The 15,434-nt window shown below is 39.4% G+C and carries 15 protein-coding genes, 1 tRNA gene, 1 other RNA gene and 1 other annotated feature; of the genes, 6 read left to right on the top strand and 11 right to left on the bottom strand.

What is annotated here, in order from left to right; all coding sequences use genetic code 11:
• Positions 1-320: 320 nt before the first annotated feature.
• The 7 genes from J2S17_RS28240 to tadA all read right to left on the bottom strand — a co-directional run bounded on the left by J2S17_RS28240 (position 321) and on the right by tadA (position 4,915).
• The gene (locus J2S17_RS28240; RefSeq protein ID WP_307480586.1) at positions 321-584 is read right to left on the bottom strand and encodes a pro-sigmaK processing inhibitor BofA family protein; all 264 of its coding nucleotides are present in this window, start codon (positions 582-584) and stop codon (positions 321-323) included.
• 104 nt (positions 585-688) lie between these two features.
• Positions 689-907, bottom strand: coding sequence for a YaaL family protein (locus J2S17_RS28235; protein WP_307480583.1), 219 nt, complete (start codon positions 905-907; stop codon positions 689-691).
• 19 nt (positions 908-926) lie between these two features.
• On the bottom strand, positions 927-1,523 hold the full coding sequence (gene recR / locus J2S17_RS28230) for a recombination mediator RecR (protein ID WP_307480580.1): 597 nt from the start codon (positions 1,521-1,523) through the stop codon (positions 927-929).
• A 173-nt stretch (positions 1,524-1,696) separates the two neighbouring features.
• Positions 1,697-2,017: a YbaB/EbfC family nucleoid-associated protein gene (locus tag J2S17_RS28225; RefSeq protein ID WP_307480579.1), complete on the bottom strand. Its 321-nt coding sequence runs from the start codon at positions 2,015-2,017 to the stop codon at positions 1,697-1,699.
• A gap of 26 nt (positions 2,018-2,043) precedes the next feature.
• Entirely contained in the window at positions 2,044-3,744 is a 1,701-nt protein-coding gene (gene dnaX, locus J2S17_RS28220; protein WP_307480576.1) for a DNA polymerase III subunit gamma/tau, read from the bottom strand.
• Positions 3,745-4,050: 306 nt separating this feature from the next.
• An RNA gene (gene ffs / locus J2S17_RS28215) (signal recognition particle sRNA large type) lies at positions 4,051-4,316 on the bottom strand.
• A 77-nt stretch (positions 4,317-4,393) separates the two neighbouring features.
• The gene (gene tadA, locus J2S17_RS28210; protein ID WP_307480573.1) at positions 4,394-4,915 is read right to left on the bottom strand and encodes a tRNA adenosine(34) deaminase TadA; all 522 of its coding nucleotides are present in this window, start codon (positions 4,913-4,915) and stop codon (positions 4,394-4,396) included.
• A gap of 91 nt (positions 4,916-5,006) precedes the next feature.
• On the opposite strand from tadA, the gene J2S17_RS28205 reads away from it, so the two are divergent.
• From J2S17_RS28205 to J2S17_RS28190, 4 genes are all read left to right on the top strand, one after another.
• Positions 5,007-5,582: a cysteine hydrolase family protein gene (locus tag J2S17_RS28205; RefSeq protein WP_307480571.1), complete on the top strand. Its 576-nt coding sequence runs from the start codon at positions 5,007-5,009 to the stop codon at positions 5,580-5,582.
• Between the two features lie 287 nt (positions 5,583-5,869).
• Positions 5,870-7,153 (top strand): glycoside hydrolase family 18 protein, encoded by a 1,284-nt coding sequence (locus J2S17_RS28200; protein WP_307480569.1) that lies wholly within the window; start codon positions 5,870-5,872, stop codon positions 7,151-7,153.
• 101 nt (positions 7,154-7,254) lie between these two features.
• Positions 7,255-7,893 carry a deoxynucleoside kinase gene (locus J2S17_RS28195; RefSeq protein ID WP_307480568.1) on the top strand — a complete coding sequence of 213 codons (639 nt, stop codon included), beginning with the start codon at positions 7,255-7,257 and terminating at the stop codon, positions 7,891-7,893.
• The gene (locus tag J2S17_RS28190) at positions 7,890-8,546 is read left to right on the top strand and encodes a deoxynucleoside kinase (RefSeq protein ID WP_307480566.1); all 657 of its coding nucleotides are present in this window, start codon (positions 7,890-7,892) and stop codon (positions 8,544-8,546) included. The genes J2S17_RS28195 and J2S17_RS28190 overlap by 4 nt, the downstream gene beginning before the upstream one ends.
• 173 nt (positions 8,547-8,719) lie before the next feature.
• Here the strand turns inward: J2S17_RS28190 and J2S17_RS28185 are convergent.
• Together J2S17_RS28185 and serS are read right to left on the bottom strand one after the other, a co-directional pair.
• Positions 8,720-8,812: transfer RNA gene (locus J2S17_RS28185), tRNA-Ser, on the bottom strand.
• A gap of 109 nt (positions 8,813-8,921) precedes the next feature.
• The gene (serS, locus tag J2S17_RS28180; RefSeq protein WP_307480564.1) at positions 8,922-10,208 is read right to left on the bottom strand and encodes a serine--tRNA ligase; all 1,287 of its coding nucleotides are present in this window, start codon (positions 10,206-10,208) and stop codon (positions 8,922-8,924) included.
• Between the two features lie 71 nt (positions 10,209-10,279).
• Positions 10,280-10,497: a binding site (T-box leader), on the bottom strand.
• 126 nt (positions 10,498-10,623) lie between these two features.
• Between serS and J2S17_RS28175 the strand changes: the two genes are divergently transcribed.
• A complete protein-coding gene (locus tag J2S17_RS28175; protein WP_307480562.1) occupies positions 10,624-10,779 on the top strand; it encodes a hypothetical protein in 156 nt (51 codons plus the stop codon).
• 251 nt (positions 10,780-11,030) lie between these two features.
• Here the strand turns inward: J2S17_RS28175 and J2S17_RS28170 are convergent, their stop codons facing one another.
• Together J2S17_RS28170 and guaB are read right to left on the bottom strand one after the other, a co-directional pair.
• Positions 11,031-12,335: a D-alanyl-D-alanine carboxypeptidase family protein gene (locus tag J2S17_RS28170; RefSeq protein ID WP_307480588.1), complete on the bottom strand. Its 1,305-nt coding sequence runs from the start codon at positions 12,333-12,335 to the stop codon at positions 11,031-11,033.
• Between the two features lie 270 nt (positions 12,336-12,605).
• Positions 12,606-14,069: an IMP dehydrogenase gene (gene guaB, locus J2S17_RS28165; RefSeq protein ID WP_307480557.1), complete on the bottom strand. Its 1,464-nt coding sequence runs from the start codon at positions 14,067-14,069 to the stop codon at positions 12,606-12,608.
• A gap of 111 nt (positions 14,070-14,180) precedes the next feature.
• On the opposite strand from guaB, the gene J2S17_RS28160 reads away from it, so the two are divergent.
• Positions 14,181-15,140 carry a YaaC family protein gene (locus tag J2S17_RS28160; protein WP_307480555.1) on the top strand — a complete coding sequence of 320 codons (960 nt, stop codon included), beginning with the start codon at positions 14,181-14,183 and terminating at the stop codon, positions 15,138-15,140.
• Positions 15,141-15,434 lie beyond the last annotated feature (294 nt).

The raw sequence follows: 15,434 nt of genomic DNA, 5'->3' as shown, positions 1-15,434 counted from the left end.
AAACTCTCCAATAAAGTGTTGTTTGATTAGCTCGTTTTTGCACTAAAAGTGCGATGCTGATAAATCAGCTTTTTTTGATTAACGTTGACGTTTTTGTTCGTTCAGTTTTCAAAGATCAATCTCATTCGCTTCAGAAGCGACTCTATTAATATACCATATCTCTCGTTTTAAGTCAACATTTTTTTGAAATGTTTTTTAAAAAATGAGAGCGTGTCTCTTAGTGACGACTTTTACTATATTACCATCATGGTTTAATATTGTCAACAGTATTTATATAAAAAAATAAGACAGCTCCTGCATTGCAGAAGCTGTCTCTCTCATTAAATCACATAGGATTGAATAGCAACTAACGCGCATAAGCCTGGGATGCCCAAAAATCCTGATATTATAGCTGTTGCTGGATTGATTGGAACTTGTATACCAAATTGATTGCCCAATGCATTTAAAAAGAACAATAAAAGTGCGCCGATTAACAATTTCATTACACCTTGTCCTATAAATCTGATTGGCCTTAACGGCGCTCCCATAAATAGTACTAACAATATTAATACACCAATCACGGAAATGACCAATATTGGTTCCAAAAAAAGACCCCTCTCTATTAGGAAACTTGTACTACCAATTTATGAAAGGCAGCATCAAAAAAGACCATGAAGAGGGGATAACATATGAGATTTATATTTTCTATTTATGAACGGACACTTACATTCCGGTTTTTTGCTTCTTTAAAAAGGTAAAAATACTTTGCTTCGGCTAATTTTGCTTCACTTATTGATTCTGCTGAAGGGTCAAAGCCTCTTTCTACTAATGACTTTTGATTTTTCCATTCTGTTTTTAAACTATCTAGCTGGTTTAAAAGCTTTTCATCAAATTCTTTGCGGAGCCAGCCTTTCCTACGAAAAAACATTCCATTTCCCCCTGGTTACTTAGACTTCTCTTCTTCCTTCTAATGCTTTAGAAAGCGTTACTTCATCAGCATATTCAAGATCGCCTCCAACCGGAAGACCATGGGCAATACGGGTTGCTCTAATACCCGAAGGTTTAATGAGACGGGAAATATACATTGCAGTTGCCTCACCTTCAATATTCGGGTTTGTAGCTAGTATAACTTCCTTGATTGCTTCATCTTGCAATCTTTTGAGCAAATCCGGGATATTAATATCCTCAGGCCCAATGCCATCCATCGGTGAGATTGCTCCGTGTAACACGTGATATAGTCCATTAAACTCTTTCATCTTCTCCATTGCTATTACATCTTTTGGGTCTTGGACGACACAAATCAGCGTCCGATCTCTGCGTTGATCCTCACAAATATAGCATGGATCTTGATCTGTAATATGACCGCACACAGTACAGTAAGATAGATTCCTTTTTGCATTAACCAATGCTTTTGCAAAGTCAAGAACTGTGTCTTCTTTCATACTTAATACAAAAAAAGCCAGACGTGCAGCCGTTTTAGGCCCGATACCTGGTAATTTCATAAAACTATCAATCAATTTGGATATCGGCTCAGGATAGTGCATGATGTTTTTCCTCCTATTTAATACCGAGTGCATATAGAAAGTCTGTTTCTACCTGCTGCTTCCTATAAAAAAACGCCGCAGTACTCTCTAGGTGTCTATATATACGTACCTTCGAGCCCGCGGCGTCTATATTATCCTCTCAGGCAAAGCCCAGGGGTTGTTCACTCTTTAACTTAGAACATTCCTGGAAGATTCATTCCCTTAGTGAATTGACCCATTGTGTTGTTTGTTAATTCCTCAGCTTTCTTTAATGCATCATTGGTTGCAGCAAGGACTAAATCTTGGAGCATTTCGATATCCTCTGGATCAACAACCTCTTCCTTAATATTCACTTCAAGTACCTCTTTATGACCAGATACGACAACTGTTACCATACCGCCGCCAGCTGTACCTTCGATTTTCTTTTCACCTAGTTCCTCTTGTGCTTCCGCCATCTTCTTTTGCATTTTTTGCATTTGCTTCATCATATTTTGCATATTACCCATTCCACGCATCTTTACATGACCTCCATATAATATATTTAATCTTTAATTTCTATTAATTCGTCACCGAAAAGTTTTTTAGCCTCGGCAACAATTGGTTCTTCTTCCTGGCTTTCTATATCGTCACCCATTTGATCGCCATTTAGCTGTTGATATTGTATAAAGTCTTCTCGTATCTTCTGCCATTGATCTTCAGGTATACCTAACATTTGCAGCTTTTTACCTATCAACTCCTGCAAGGTTTGCGAAAGCACTTCAATAAACTTACTATTTTCCATTGCCATTTGACAATGGATTTCATATTTGAATTTTATAATAAAAGCCTTTTCTGAAGCAGCTACTGGTTCCGCTTCATTGAGTAGAGCCGCTTGTGATCTCATTTGATTATGCACAAGTCGATCAAGCATTTCTCCCCAACGGCTTTTAATCGCCATTAAATCTTTTTTAGTTGCTTCCTTTAAAACCTCGTTCATTCGCCCAACAGGGGCTTGGAACCCTTTTCGCGAACTTCTTTGCGGTTTCTTTTGAACTGGCGAAGATTGAACTTCCTCCACCTTTATTCCTGTTGTCTTTAGTTCAGACAACTCATTTTCCAACATATCGATTCTTGTTAGTAATGGCTGGATATCAACGCTACCGCCTGCAGGCTGTGTTCGGTCAAGCTGACATAGCTTTACAATGGCGACCTCTAAGAATATCCTTGGGTGATTCGTCCAGCGCATTTCTTGCTGAGCTTTGTTCAAAACTTCTATGAGCTCGTATATTTCATCTTGATTAACCTCATCGGCAAGTCTTTGGAACTCCTCATCCAGCATTACTCTTTCAAGAGATTCTTCAAGAGCAGGTGCTGCTTTATATAGAAGCATATCTCTATAATAAAGAATGAAGTCTTCAATAAATCGCGATGGATCTTTCCCTTGAAATAAGAGCTCGCCCAAAGCTTCTAGACCCTCTGCCGCATCTCGTTCCTTTATCGCTCTTGCTAAGCGGTTTAAAAAACCTTGAGATACTGCACCTGTAACAGCTAGCGCATCCTCTGCCGTCACTTTCTCTTCACTAAAAGAAATCGCTTGATCCAGTAAGCTTAATGCATCACGCATACCACCTTCTGCTGCACGAGCGACCACTTGAAGGGCTTGATCCTCACATTGCAAACCTGTGTCATCTACAATCATCCGCATTCTGCCAACAATGGATTGAGCTGAAATACGCTTAAAATCAAAACGCTGACATCTAGATATAATCGTGAGCGGGATTTTATGCGGCTCGGTCGTCGCCAAAATGAATATCACATGTCTTGGAGGTTCCTCAAGTGTTTTTAAAAGAGCGTTAAAAGCACCGATAGAGAGCATATGTACTTCATCAACTATATAGACTTTGTACTTTACGGCATTCGGTGCATACTTAACCTTATCACGAATATCCCTAATTTCCTCTACGCCATTATTGGAAGCAGCATCGATTTCAATGACATCAGGGATTGAACCGTCAGTGATTCCTTTACAAGAAGGACATTCATTGCAAGGTTCATTTACAGGGGCTCTCTCACAGTTAACAGCCTTTGCTAAAATCTTTGCTGCGCTCGTTTTCCCGGTTCCACGTGGTCCAGAGAAAAGATAGGCATGTGAGATCTTTTGCTGAAGCAGGGCGTTTTGCAATGTCTTCGTTACATGCTCTTGCCCAACAACATCTATGAATGTCTGCGGACGCCAAACACGATATAAAGCTTGGTAACTCAACTGGCACGCCCTCCTTTTTATTGTCTTACCTATTATAACGTATCTAATTTCCTTTTTACAAAATGAAAGGAGAAAAATCTATTTAATAACGAAAAACGGAGGCGACTGGACAGCTCCGACAAGCATAAGTCATGTAGGAAATGAAGTTGACCTTTGCCTTCATTTCCTACATGACTTATGACCTCGAGGGGCTAGGGGGCCACAGCTAGACATTTTCCTAACTTATAAGATTTATACTTTCTTATCTTTAAAAAAACAAAAACTCATCCTTTTATGCAGAATGAGTTTGATCGTTATATTTAACTGCCGTGCACCTTCCTTCGACTGACGCCCATAAGCGTTACTTAAGCAGTTAGCTCAGCCCAGGCGACCCCGCGGCACATGAGAGAGTCCACTTAATGCTGCTTCCTTCCGGACCTGACATGGTTCATGGGTTCCCATTGCGCGGGACCCAGGCGTCAACACCACTTACTTAAGGCAGACCCTACAGGACATCAGCCTCAGAGAAGGGATTCAGTCTCGCTAGAGCGGATTGCGAGTACAGGGCACCGCTACCTCCCCACCTAGCACGGCAAAATTGATACCATATTAAGTTGCGTCTTTATCGACGCATATTAAGTATACTGTGTTTTATTTGAAAAAGCAATGCTTATCCCTTATCCTGATCGGAGCGTTGTTGTCTCCTTAGTTTCTCCGCTTTTTTTCTTTTTCTAATATTGCTGAAAAAGGTTGAAAGCAGTGCTCCACATTCAGTTTCTAGTACACCAGGTTCTACCTCACTCTGATGATTAAAGCGAGTGTCTTCCAGAAGGTTCATTAGCGTACCTGCACATCCGCCCTTTGGATCCTTTGCACCGTATACCACTCTTTTTATTCTAGAGAGAATAATGGATCCTGAGCACATGGGACAGGGCTCTAGGGTGACATAAAGAACCGCCTCTTCCAATCGCCAAGTACCCAATTTTTCACATGCCGCTTCAATGGCCAGTAACTCAGCATGTGCTGTTGCACTTTGTTTCGTTTCCCGTAGATTATGAGCTCGGGCAATGATTTCACCATTTAAAACAATCACCGCTCCAATCGGTACCTCTTCAAGCTTCTCTGCCTTCTTCGCTTCGGCAATTGCTTCCAACATGTATTTTTCATCATGATTTTGATCCTGACCTATCATCCAATTTCATTCCTTTTTCAAAATTTCATTCGTACCTGTGTAAAACCTGCTGATTTATAGAAGAATAAAAGCGAAAGGGGCTGTCTTTAAAATGAAAGAATCACCCACAGCAGAAATCGCTCTTATCATTATTGATATGATAAACGATTTTCAGTTTGAACATGGAGAAGATCTGGCAAAAAAAGCGCTCAATATAAGTGACCCAATTAATAAGGTAAAAGAACAATTTAGCCGTCTCAACCTCCCAGTCATCTATGTGAATGATCATTATCAGCTTTGGCAGGCGAACCTGGATAAAATCATTAGCCATTGCCAGAACCCAATAAGCCAACCCGTAATTGATGCCATTCGTCCGAGCTCTCAGGATTACTTCCTAATCAAACCTAAGCATTCCGCCTTCTATGGCACCGCTTTAAATACACTTCTTCACCAGCTCAATATTAAAACATTAGTTTTAGCAGGCATCGCAGGTAATATTTGTGTTCTCTTCTCTGCAAATGATGCCTATATGCGTGAATTCAAATTACATATTCCGAAAGATTGTATCGCTTCCAACAATGATCATGATAATGATAATGCTTTACTAATGATGGAGGAAGTCTTAAAAGCTGATATCCGTTCTATGTCTCAAAAAAATTATAACATTTCTGCCTTATTCCCTTCATAAAATAGTCATAGCGGCTATTTATTTCTTCTGTTGCGGCGCCTAGCCCCTCGAGGTCTTAAATCAAATGGAATTAAGGAAAGATCACCTTCATTTCCACTGTGTGCTTTAAGCTTGTCGGGGCTGAACGAGGCGCCTCCGCATTTCGAATTGTCTAGCTGCGGCGCCAAGCCCCTCGAGGTCTTAAATCAAATGGAATTAAGGAAAGATCACCTTCATTTCCACTGTGCTTTAAGCTTGTCGGGGCTGAACGAGGCGCCTCCGCATTTCAGTTAAGGGAGGGTATTATTTTGCAAATACATGTGGTGCAGCAAAATCAGACACTCAGAGGGATTGCTCAAGCTTATGGAACGACTGAAGCTGATTTAATTGAAGCAAATGAACTTCCCAATGCTAATCAGCTTGTTATTGGCCAGACATTAGTTATTCCCATTATTGGCCGTTTCTACTGGGTTCAACCAGGAGACAGCCTCTATTCCATTGCACAAAGGTTCGGATTATCACCTCAAGAATTGGCGAGAATCAACCAAATATCTATTAGTCGCCCACTACAGGTCGGATTTCGGCTGTATATACCTGAATCACCTAAGCCCCCAGCAGAGTTTAATGCATATGTCGAACCAAGAGGCACAACCGTTTCACCTGAATTAACTGAGGCCTCAAGAGATGCGGCACCTCATTTAACTTATTTAGCACCCTTTAATTTTCAAGCACTTAGGGATGGATCTCTTCAGGAACCTCCGCTTGATGATCTGCCCGCTATTGCAGCTGCAGATCAAAATGTCCTTATGATGGTAATATCTAATCAAGAGAACGATCAATTCAGCGATGAACTTGCCCGCATTCTATTAAATGATCAAGCCATCCAAGACCAGTTCTTAAATAATATTGTCAATACAGCTAATAAATATGGATTTAAAGATATTCACTTTGATTTTGAATATATTCGCCCCGCTGACCGGGAAGCATATAATCAATTTCTCAGAAAAGCAAGAGATCGTTTTCATGCGGAAGGCTGGCTTCTATCCACCGCTCTTGCACCAAAAACAAGTGCGAATCAAGAAGGAAAGTGGTATGAAGGCCACGACTACAAAGCCCATGGTGAAATCGCTGACTTCGTCGTTATCATGACCTATGAATGGGGATATAGCGGCGGACCTGCTATGGCAGTTTCACCTATTGGCCCTGTTAGAGATGTACTTGAATATGCCATTACTGAGATTCCACCTGACAAAATCTTGATGGGGCAGAATTTATATGGATACGATTGGACACTGCCCTTTGTCGAAGGATCGATGGCAAAAGCCGTCAGCCCGCAACAGGCAATACAAATTGCTGCGGAGAATAATGTTGCCATACAATATGATCAAGAAGCACAAGCACCCTTTTTTCTCTACACTGATAACGAAGGAAAACGTCATGAGGTTTGGTTTGAAGATGGACGCTCCATCCAAGCAAAATTCAATTTGGTCAAAGAGCTTGGATTAAGAGGCATGAGTTATTGGAAACTGGGTCTTTCATTCCCACAAAACTGGCTTTTACTATCTGATAACTTTGAAGTTGTAAAGCACTGATCATTACTACTTCTCCTTAACTTCATTTTCCACTAAAAAATGGCTCATCATATGTTAAAATGGGACTTATGTTAAAGGTAGCTTAGGGGGAAGTAGGATTAATGAAAAATATACCTTTTATAACGGTGGAGGGACCCATCGGTGTTGGAAAAACATCACTTGCCAAAGCCATATCTGAACAATATCAATACGCATTATTAAAAGAAATCGTTGATGAAAATCCTTTTTTAGGGAAATTTTATGAAAACATTGAGGAGTGGAGCTTTCAAACAGAAATGTTCTTTCTCTGTAATCGCTATAAACAATTAAAGGATATTCAATCAACTGAGCTAAGCAACGGAAGGCCGGTTGTTGCTGATTATCATATTTTCAAAAATTTAATCTTCGCTCAGCGGTCATTAAGTGAGGAAGAGTATACAAAATACGAAAAGATTTTCCATATTCTAACCAATGATATGGTCCAGCCTAATATCATTATTTATTTACACGCCAGCCTAGACACCCTTTTGAAAAGAATCGAGAAAAGGGGTAGAGATATTGAAAAAAACATCAGCCCTTTATACTTAGAACAATTATCGATTGATTACGAGCATGCCATGAACAAGTTTGAAAATCAGCATCCTGATGTGCCGATTCTTCGCTTCAATGGAGATGATCTAGATTTTGTGAATAACCAAGGCGATTTGCAGCATATCATCCAAACACTTTCTAAAAGCTTAGTAAGGAGCATACAGCAATGAATGTAAAAAATAAATACGGTATCCCAGATCATGCGATCATCACCATTGCAGGAACAGTTGGAGTCGGTAAATCAACGATGACAAAGAGCCTGGCAGATGCACTAAACTTCCGAACATCCTTCGAAAAGGTGGATACCAATCCATACTTGGATAAATTCTACGGAGACTTTGAACGTTGGAGCTTTCACTTGCAAATTTATTTCCTTGCAGAACGCTTCAAGGAACAAAAGCGCATGTTTGAATATGATGGCGGTTTTATTCAAGACAGATCCATCTATGAAGATACGGGGATTTTTGCAAAAATGCATTATGAAAAAGGGACAATGTCAGAAGTGGATTATGAAACCTATAAGAGCCTATTTGATGCTATGGTGATGACACCCTATTTTCCTCATCCTAATTTGCTGATTTATTTAGAAGGATCACTTGAGGATATCCTCTCACGCATACAAGAACGCGGTCGCCCAATGGAGCAACAAACATCGATAGAATATTGGAAGGAAATGCATGGACGTTACGAAAAATGGATAAATGAGTTTAACGCTTGTCCCGTCCTGCGGTTAAATATTAACGATTATGACCTAATGAATAACGAAGGATCTATTGAACCGATTCTCGAAAAAGTATCTCACTTCTTAAAACAACCGATTTAATCATTCAAAAACCGCTGAAAGCAGCGGTTTTTTTATATCAGAAGTTCCGAAATGATTGTTCAGCCCCTTTACGCTGTCCAAATAGTGCATCAGTAGACATAAATAAAAAAAAGCCGTTACTCGAAAGCAACGACTTTAATATCTCCAATATTTATGCGCGTGTTAAATGTAAATGGAGGAGGAAGAGGGATTCGAACCCCCGCGCGGTATGACCCGCCTGTCGGTTTTCAAGACCGATCCCTTCAGCCAGACTTGGGTATTCCTCCGTATCGACAAAATATAATATAACACCCATTAAAACTAATGTCAACCATTTTATCATCTTTCTCTAAATAAAATTAATTTAGAGAAAGATGACTGATAAAAAGAGGAAAATTACTTACCTTTTGCTTGAATAACTTCCTTATTGCCCATATATGGACGTAGCACCTCTGGAATAATGACACTTCCATCCTCTTGCTGGTAGTTTTCTAAAATCGCAGCCACTGTACGTCCAACCGCTAGGCCTGATCCGTTCAATGTATGCACAGGTTCCGGTTTGCCTTTTGCCTCACGGCGGAAACGGATATTCGCACGTCTCGCTTGGAACCCTTCAAAGTTACTGCAAGAAGAAATTTCACGGTAATTATCATAGCTTGGAATCCATACCTCAATATCATATTTCTTCGCAGCCGTGAATCCAAGATCACCTGTACACATGCTCATCACTCGGTATGGAAGGCCTAACAATTGCAGGACTTTTTCTGCGTTCTTCGTTAGCTTTTCCAATTCAGCATAAGAATCTTCAGGCTTAACAAATTTAACGAGCTCTACTTTATTAAATTGGTGCTGACGAATCAATCCGCGTGTATCACGACCAGCAGATCCTGCTTCTGAACGGAAGCAAGCGCTAAATGCAGCGTAATTAATCGGCAGCTCTTCTCCAGTTAAGATTTCATTGCGATGCATGTTGGTGACAGGCACCTCAGCCGTCGGGATAAGAAAATAGTCTTCACTACCAATCAGGAACGCATCCTCTTCAAATTTCGGAAGCTGTCCCGTTCCAGTCATGCTTGCGCGGTTGACCATATAAGGCGGTAATATTTCCTCATATCCGTGCTCCTCTGTGTGAAGATCAAGCATGAAATTGAAAAGAGCACGTTCTAAACGAGCACCCAGCCCTTTATAAAAAACAAAGCGGCTTCCTGTTACTTTGCTTGCTCGTTCAAAATCAACAATACCTAAATCAGTAGCTATATCCCAGTGGGGCTTCGTTTCAAAATCAAAATCCCGAACCTCTCCCCACTTCCAAGCAAATACATTATCGTCTTCCGTCTCACCGACAGGAACACTTTCATGAGGTATATTTGGAATGCTAAGCAGCAATTGATCCAATTCTTCTTCTACTGTACGTAAGCTTTCGTCTAATGCTTTAATTTTATCGCCCACTTCTCTCATTTCGACGATTAATTGATCGGCATCCTTTTTCTCTCGCTTTAATGCTGCTACTTGCTGAGAAACTTCATTACGTTTGCTTTTTAGCTGCTCTGCCTCGACAATGAGGTCACGTCTTTTTACATCAAGATCTTCAAATTTTCCTAAATCAGACAAGTCTTCGCCACGATGTTGCAACTTGTTTTTAACTTCAGCAAAATTAGCTCTTAAATATTTAATATCTAACATACATATACCTCCTATTATTTAAGTGAAAGGGTTAAGATCTTGAGAAAAAACAAAAAACTCCCGTCCCCTATAAAAGGGACGAGAGTTACCCGCGTTGCCACCCTAGTTGAAAGCATAAGCTCTCCACCTTAAATCAATAACGGGTTTTACCCGAGAGTTTTTAATAGCAAAATATGCGTTCTAAACTCTGCTCAAGGATGGATTCACAAGCTTCAACCACCGATTTCCACCAGCCACCGGCTCTCTAAAGGATGAACACCCTGCTACTATTTCCTCTCAATGCTTTCACTATAGTTATTTAGTAATTCATAATTTACTACAATTATTACCCATTTGCAACTAGTTTATCCTGTTTATTTTCTTTTACCATTTCTATAAAATAGGTAGTCAGCCGATAATTACTAGTCAAGTCAGGGTGAAAGGAGTAGCAAGAATATACTCTCCCCTTGCAGCTACGATCGTTACATCGCACCATGGGGTGTCTGCAGGCTCTGATACGCCGTTTACTGCGAAGTTAACGCCTGTAGAGGCTCCTTATATCCAAAAGCAGCTCACACGGTACACCCAATAGCCTAGCCTCTGTCAAAAACTCGTCCATACTCCTGTTTGCCACTTTACTTGCTTGTACAGTCTCCTCTGCAAATATACCTCCATAATGACCCCACCATTTAAACATCTTACTATTGCTGTACCTATATTCATTTTCAAACCCTATTTCATTGTATGTTCATTCCAATTCGAAAATGTTTATGAATAAAGTATCGGGAACTCTATTCTAATAAACAAAGCTTCCTGCGAAATTCACAGGAAGCTTTGTTTTATTTAAAACCAGCCTTTAACAGTTGAAGAAACACTGCTCCATACATCACCGAAGAATCCGCCAATCGCACGCATAGAAAGAACAAACCAATTTGCCTTTTCTACACCTTCAGCAGCGATTACATCTGCTTGTACATGTTTTGTGTCCTCAGATAGAAATTCAATTGCTTCCCCATCTGCTGTTTCAAGCGTTAAGTAACCGATCTTATCTCCTTTTTTAACTGGAGCTGTTAATTGACCCTCTTTATTTAAAAGCTTTTCATCAATGACAAGCTTTGGCTTATAGTTTTCCTTCTCGCCATTTTTAACAACCATAGAAATTGCATCACTTGATTCAATTTTTACTGAGCTTTCTTTTCCTTTAACGACAGCAAGTGATTCCTTATCCTTCACTTTGTAGTTGGCCGGGATAATTTCCTCTTTGCTGAAGTTGCTGAATCCATAATCAAGCATTTTCTTTGTTTCATCAAATCTTGATTTATAAGATCCTCCTGCCTCGTTGCTTTTTGCATTCATGACAACTGTAATATAGCGTGTACCATTCCGTTCTGCTGTACCTGTGAAGCAGTAACCTGCAAAATCAGTAGTACCTGTTTTTAATCCGTCTACCCCTTCATAGCCATATACTAATTCCGGAAGCATCCAGTTCCAGTTCTCCATATTGATTGCATCTTCAGTACCTTCTCTAAAGGTCTTTCTTGGTGTACTAGCTGTCTCTAGTACTTTAGGGAAATCCTTAATTAAAGCTGCTGCAAGTTTAGCTGTAGCTCTTGCAGACATGACGTTCTCCTCGTCTTCATTCCCCACCGAATGAAAACCTTTTAGATCGCTATTATTTAAACCTGAAGAGTTAACGAATTTAAAATCTTTTAATCCAAGCTCTTCAGCCTTTTCATTCATCATCTTAACAAAACTCTTCTCAGAGCCGGCAATTGTTTCCGCAATAGCAATTGTTGCACCATTTGCTGAGTAAATCGTCATCGCCTCATATAGCTCTTGAATATTATATTTCCCATCTCTTCTTAAATGAACGTTGGACAAATTTGTGTCTTGTGAAACCTTCCAAGCGTACTCGCTTACCGCATACTCCTGATTCCACGAAACTCGCTCTTCTTCAATCGCTTCTAAAAGCAAGTATTCAGTCATCATCTTAGTCATGCTGGCGACACCAAGCACTTTGTCCTCATTTTTACCGTACAGTACTCTTCCTGTCTCAGCATCTACTAAAATAGCAGCATCAGCATTTACATTTAGTACATCATCTTCCGCATTTACACTATGTACATTGGGGAAAATACCTAAAACCATAACAAGCGTCAAGAAACCAGCAATTAATTTACGATATCCTTTTCTGTTCAATTCAAAAGCCCTCCAACATTTTTATGCAACTTTTGTTATTTTATCATAACTTACTCCTAATAGATAGAAACATCCTTTACCTATTCTTGGCTATTTCCTGAACAAAATGAATGGAAGCTAAAAAGGTCTTAGTACTAAATTCACGTTTGAAAGTTTGACCTTTTTCGACCTGTAGAACACAAAAAAAACAGAGAGGCTCACCTCTCTGCTTCGCTATTTTTATAATGAATAATTTGGTGCTTCTTTTGTAATTTGAATATCATGCGGATGGCTTTCCTTTAAACCTGCACCTGTCATGCGAATAAATTGTGCGTTTTCTCTTAGATTTTGTAAATCCTTAGTTCCGCAATATCCCATGCCTGAACGAATGCCGCCAACAAGCTGATAAATTGTATCTGCTAGAGGCCCTTTGTAAGGAATACGTCCTTCAATTCCTTCTGGAACAAACTTTTTATTATCTTCTTGGAAATAACGGTCTTTTGAACCTTTTTCCATTGCAGCAACAGAGCCCATGCCTCTATAAACTTTAAATTGACGACCCTGGAATATTTCTGTCTCTCCTGGGCTTTCAGAAACTCCGGCAAGCATACTACCTAACATAACTGCATGTCCGCCTGCTGCAAGAGCTTTAACGATATCACCTGAGTATTTGATCCCGCCATCAGCAATAATTGCTTTGCCCTGCTTACGGGCTTCAGTAGCGCAATCATAAACAGCTGTAATTTGTGGTACGCCAACACCGGCAACTACACGAGTAGTACAAATAGAACCAGGTCCGATACCTACTTTTACAACATCTGCTCCAGCTTCAATCAAAACCCTTGTTCCTTCTGGAGTAGCCACGTTTCCTGCAATAATGCATAATTCAGGATAGGTTTCTCTAATCTCTTTTACCACATTAACTACACCTGCTGAATGACCGTGAGCCGTATCAATTACAACAACATCTACTTGAGCTTTTACAAGCATTTCAAGTCTTTTCATTGTATCCTTTGTCACTCCGATTGCTGCACCAGCTAATAAACGACCATGCTGATCTTTTGCAGAGTTAGGAAACTCAATGACTTTTTCAATATCCTTGATTGTGATTAAGCCTTTAAGAACGCCTTCATCATCAACAAGAGGAAGTTTTTCAATTTTATATTTTTGAAGAATTTTTTCTGCTTCAGCAAGTGTTGTTCCTACTGGAGCAGTGACTAAGTTTTCTTTAGTCATTACATCTGAAATTTTGATCGAGAAGTCTTGAATAAAACGAAGGTCGCGATTTGTAATAATACCAACAAGTTTTTGCTCTTCATTATTATTGATAATAGGAACACCTGAAATTCGATATTTTCCCATCAAATGTTCTGCATCATACACTTGCTGTTCTGGTGTGAGAAAAAATGGATCTGATATTACGCCGCTCTCAGAACGTTTCACTTTATCAACTAAATCTGCTTGCTGTTCAATTGACATATTTTTATGGATAATACCTAGCCCGCCTTGGCGTGCCATGGCAATCGCCATTTCTGCCTCAGTTACAGTATCCATGCCTGCACTTAGGATGGGAATATTTAACTTAACTTGATCAGTCAAATTAACCTGCATATTTACATCTTTCGGTAGTACCTCTGATTTAGCAGGGATGAGCAACACATCATCAAACGTTAAACCTTCTTTAACAAACTTAGTTTCCCACATTTTTTTGACCTCCTGTAGATGAAAATATTATTAGTAGGTTATCAATTGGACAAAATACTGTCAAGAACACAGCTATAAGTTGGATTTTTCAGATTATTTGGAGGTAATATTTTGAACAATAAATTTCACCACTTTCAGTCCTATTTATATTTCTATTCAGCCGACACTACAAAAGCCTTCTTGAAGCATTCTTATCAAAACGAACATATTGAAAATGCCGATCAGAAAAGCTTTGCAAACACCTACCCATTTATTTATTATCTCGAACATGGACAAATCTATTACGAGCAGGCAGACAAAGCACCTCTCATGATCAAGCCAATTCTTTATTTTTATGGGCTTGTTCATTTAATCAAAGCATGTATCCTAACAGTCGATCCAAACTATCCCGAAACAACTTCAGTATTGGCACATGGTGTTTCAGCGAGAAAAAGAAAAAAACAGCAATATCTTTTTGTTACAGATGAAGTAAAGTTTCAAAAAAGTGGATTATTCCCATATATGGCTGAAAGGTTGTTCCACATGAAACATCTGGAAGGAGAAAAAGTACAGATGGCTGACCTGCTAAAACAAATGCCTGAATTAAGTACCCTTTTTCATTTAACAGAGAAAAAGCAAACTTTTGTTGAGGTAAATAAATGTGGAAATTCTTTTTCAATCCCCCTTTCAGTTCTTGACCGTTATCATATGACTGAATCGCGCTTTTTTGATTATTTAAAGTCAAAAATCAATATTGAAACATCCAACCATTCCTTAAACAAAGAATCACTGCAGTTTGATGCTGAGGATTCGCAGTTGTTTAACCTCAGGCTCTTGAAATATCACCAAAAAGAAGAATCTTTTTATATCCCGATCGGAAAGAATGATTTTAATCATTACCCTGAATTATTAGCTCACTATTTATTGCTTTACAACTTGAGTATGATTGCCAGATATGAGACAGAATGGTGGAATGAATTAATAAAAATGATGCCCAATAATGATTTTCCTTTTATTAAATCCTTTCTTGATATAACATCCACAAAAGGTCCTTATCTTGTTTATCAATATTTGATGTCTAGGAGAGATTGAAATTGGGTTTCGGAACCTTCGATTCATTTTTCAAAAGGCGCCTTTTTGAAGGTGTTTTTTATGGGATCCGAAACCATTAATTTTTAACCCTTTATGTTAAGCAGCTATCTTTTATAAAGAATCTCTCAGAGTTAATGGGCGGACATCCTTATGGTTTTAGACTTCTTACAAATGCGAAGATAAAAACAAATAATTTCTCAACACAAAAAGAGCACCCATACAGGTGCTCTCACGATCATTTGCCCGGCAACGTCCTACTCTCACAAGGGGACAGCCCCTAACTACCATCGGCGC

This window comes from Cytobacillus purgationiresistens, assembly GCF_030813235.1.
Lineage (GTDB): Bacteria > Bacillota > Bacilli > Bacillales > Cytobacillaceae > Cytobacillus > Cytobacillus purgationiresistens.
Note: the sequence above shows the minus strand (reverse complement) of the source record. Positions and strands in the feature narration are given on the sequence as shown.

Bases quoted from the DNA above. Each gene is read 5' to 3' on its own strand.
- J2S17_RS28235 (WP_307480583.1), bottom strand. From the start codon at position 907: ATGTTTTTTCGTAGGAAAGGCTGGCTCCGCAAAGAATTTGATGAAAAG.
- recR (WP_307480580.1), bottom strand. From the start codon at position 1,523: ATGCACTATCCTGAGCCGATATCCAAATTGATTGATAGTTTTATGAAA.
- J2S17_RS28225 (WP_307480579.1), bottom strand. From the start codon at position 2,017: ATGCGTGGAATGGGTAATATGCAAAATATGATGAAGCAAATGCAAAAA.
- tadA (WP_307480573.1), bottom strand. From the start codon at position 4,915: ATGATAGGTCAGGATCAAAATCATGATGAAAAATACATGTTGGAAGCA.
- J2S17_RS28205 (WP_307480571.1), top strand. From the start codon at position 5,007: ATGAAAGAATCACCCACAGCAGAAATCGCTCTTATCATTATTGATATG.
- J2S17_RS28195 (WP_307480568.1), top strand. From the start codon at position 7,255: ATGAAAAATATACCTTTTATAACGGTGGAGGGACCCATCGGTGTTGGA.
- J2S17_RS28190 (WP_307480566.1), top strand. From the start codon at position 7,890: ATGAATGTAAAAAATAAATACGGTATCCCAGATCATGCGATCATCACC.
- serS (WP_307480564.1), bottom strand. From the start codon at position 10,208: ATGTTAGATATTAAATATTTAAGAGCTAATTTTGCTGAAGTTAAAAAC.
- J2S17_RS28170 (WP_307480588.1), bottom strand. From the start codon at position 12,335: ATGGTTTTAGGTATTTTCCCCAATGTACATAGTGTAAATGCGGAAGAT.
- guaB (WP_307480557.1), bottom strand. From the start codon at position 14,069: ATGTGGGAAACTAAGTTTGTTAAAGAAGGTTTAACGTTTGATGATGTG.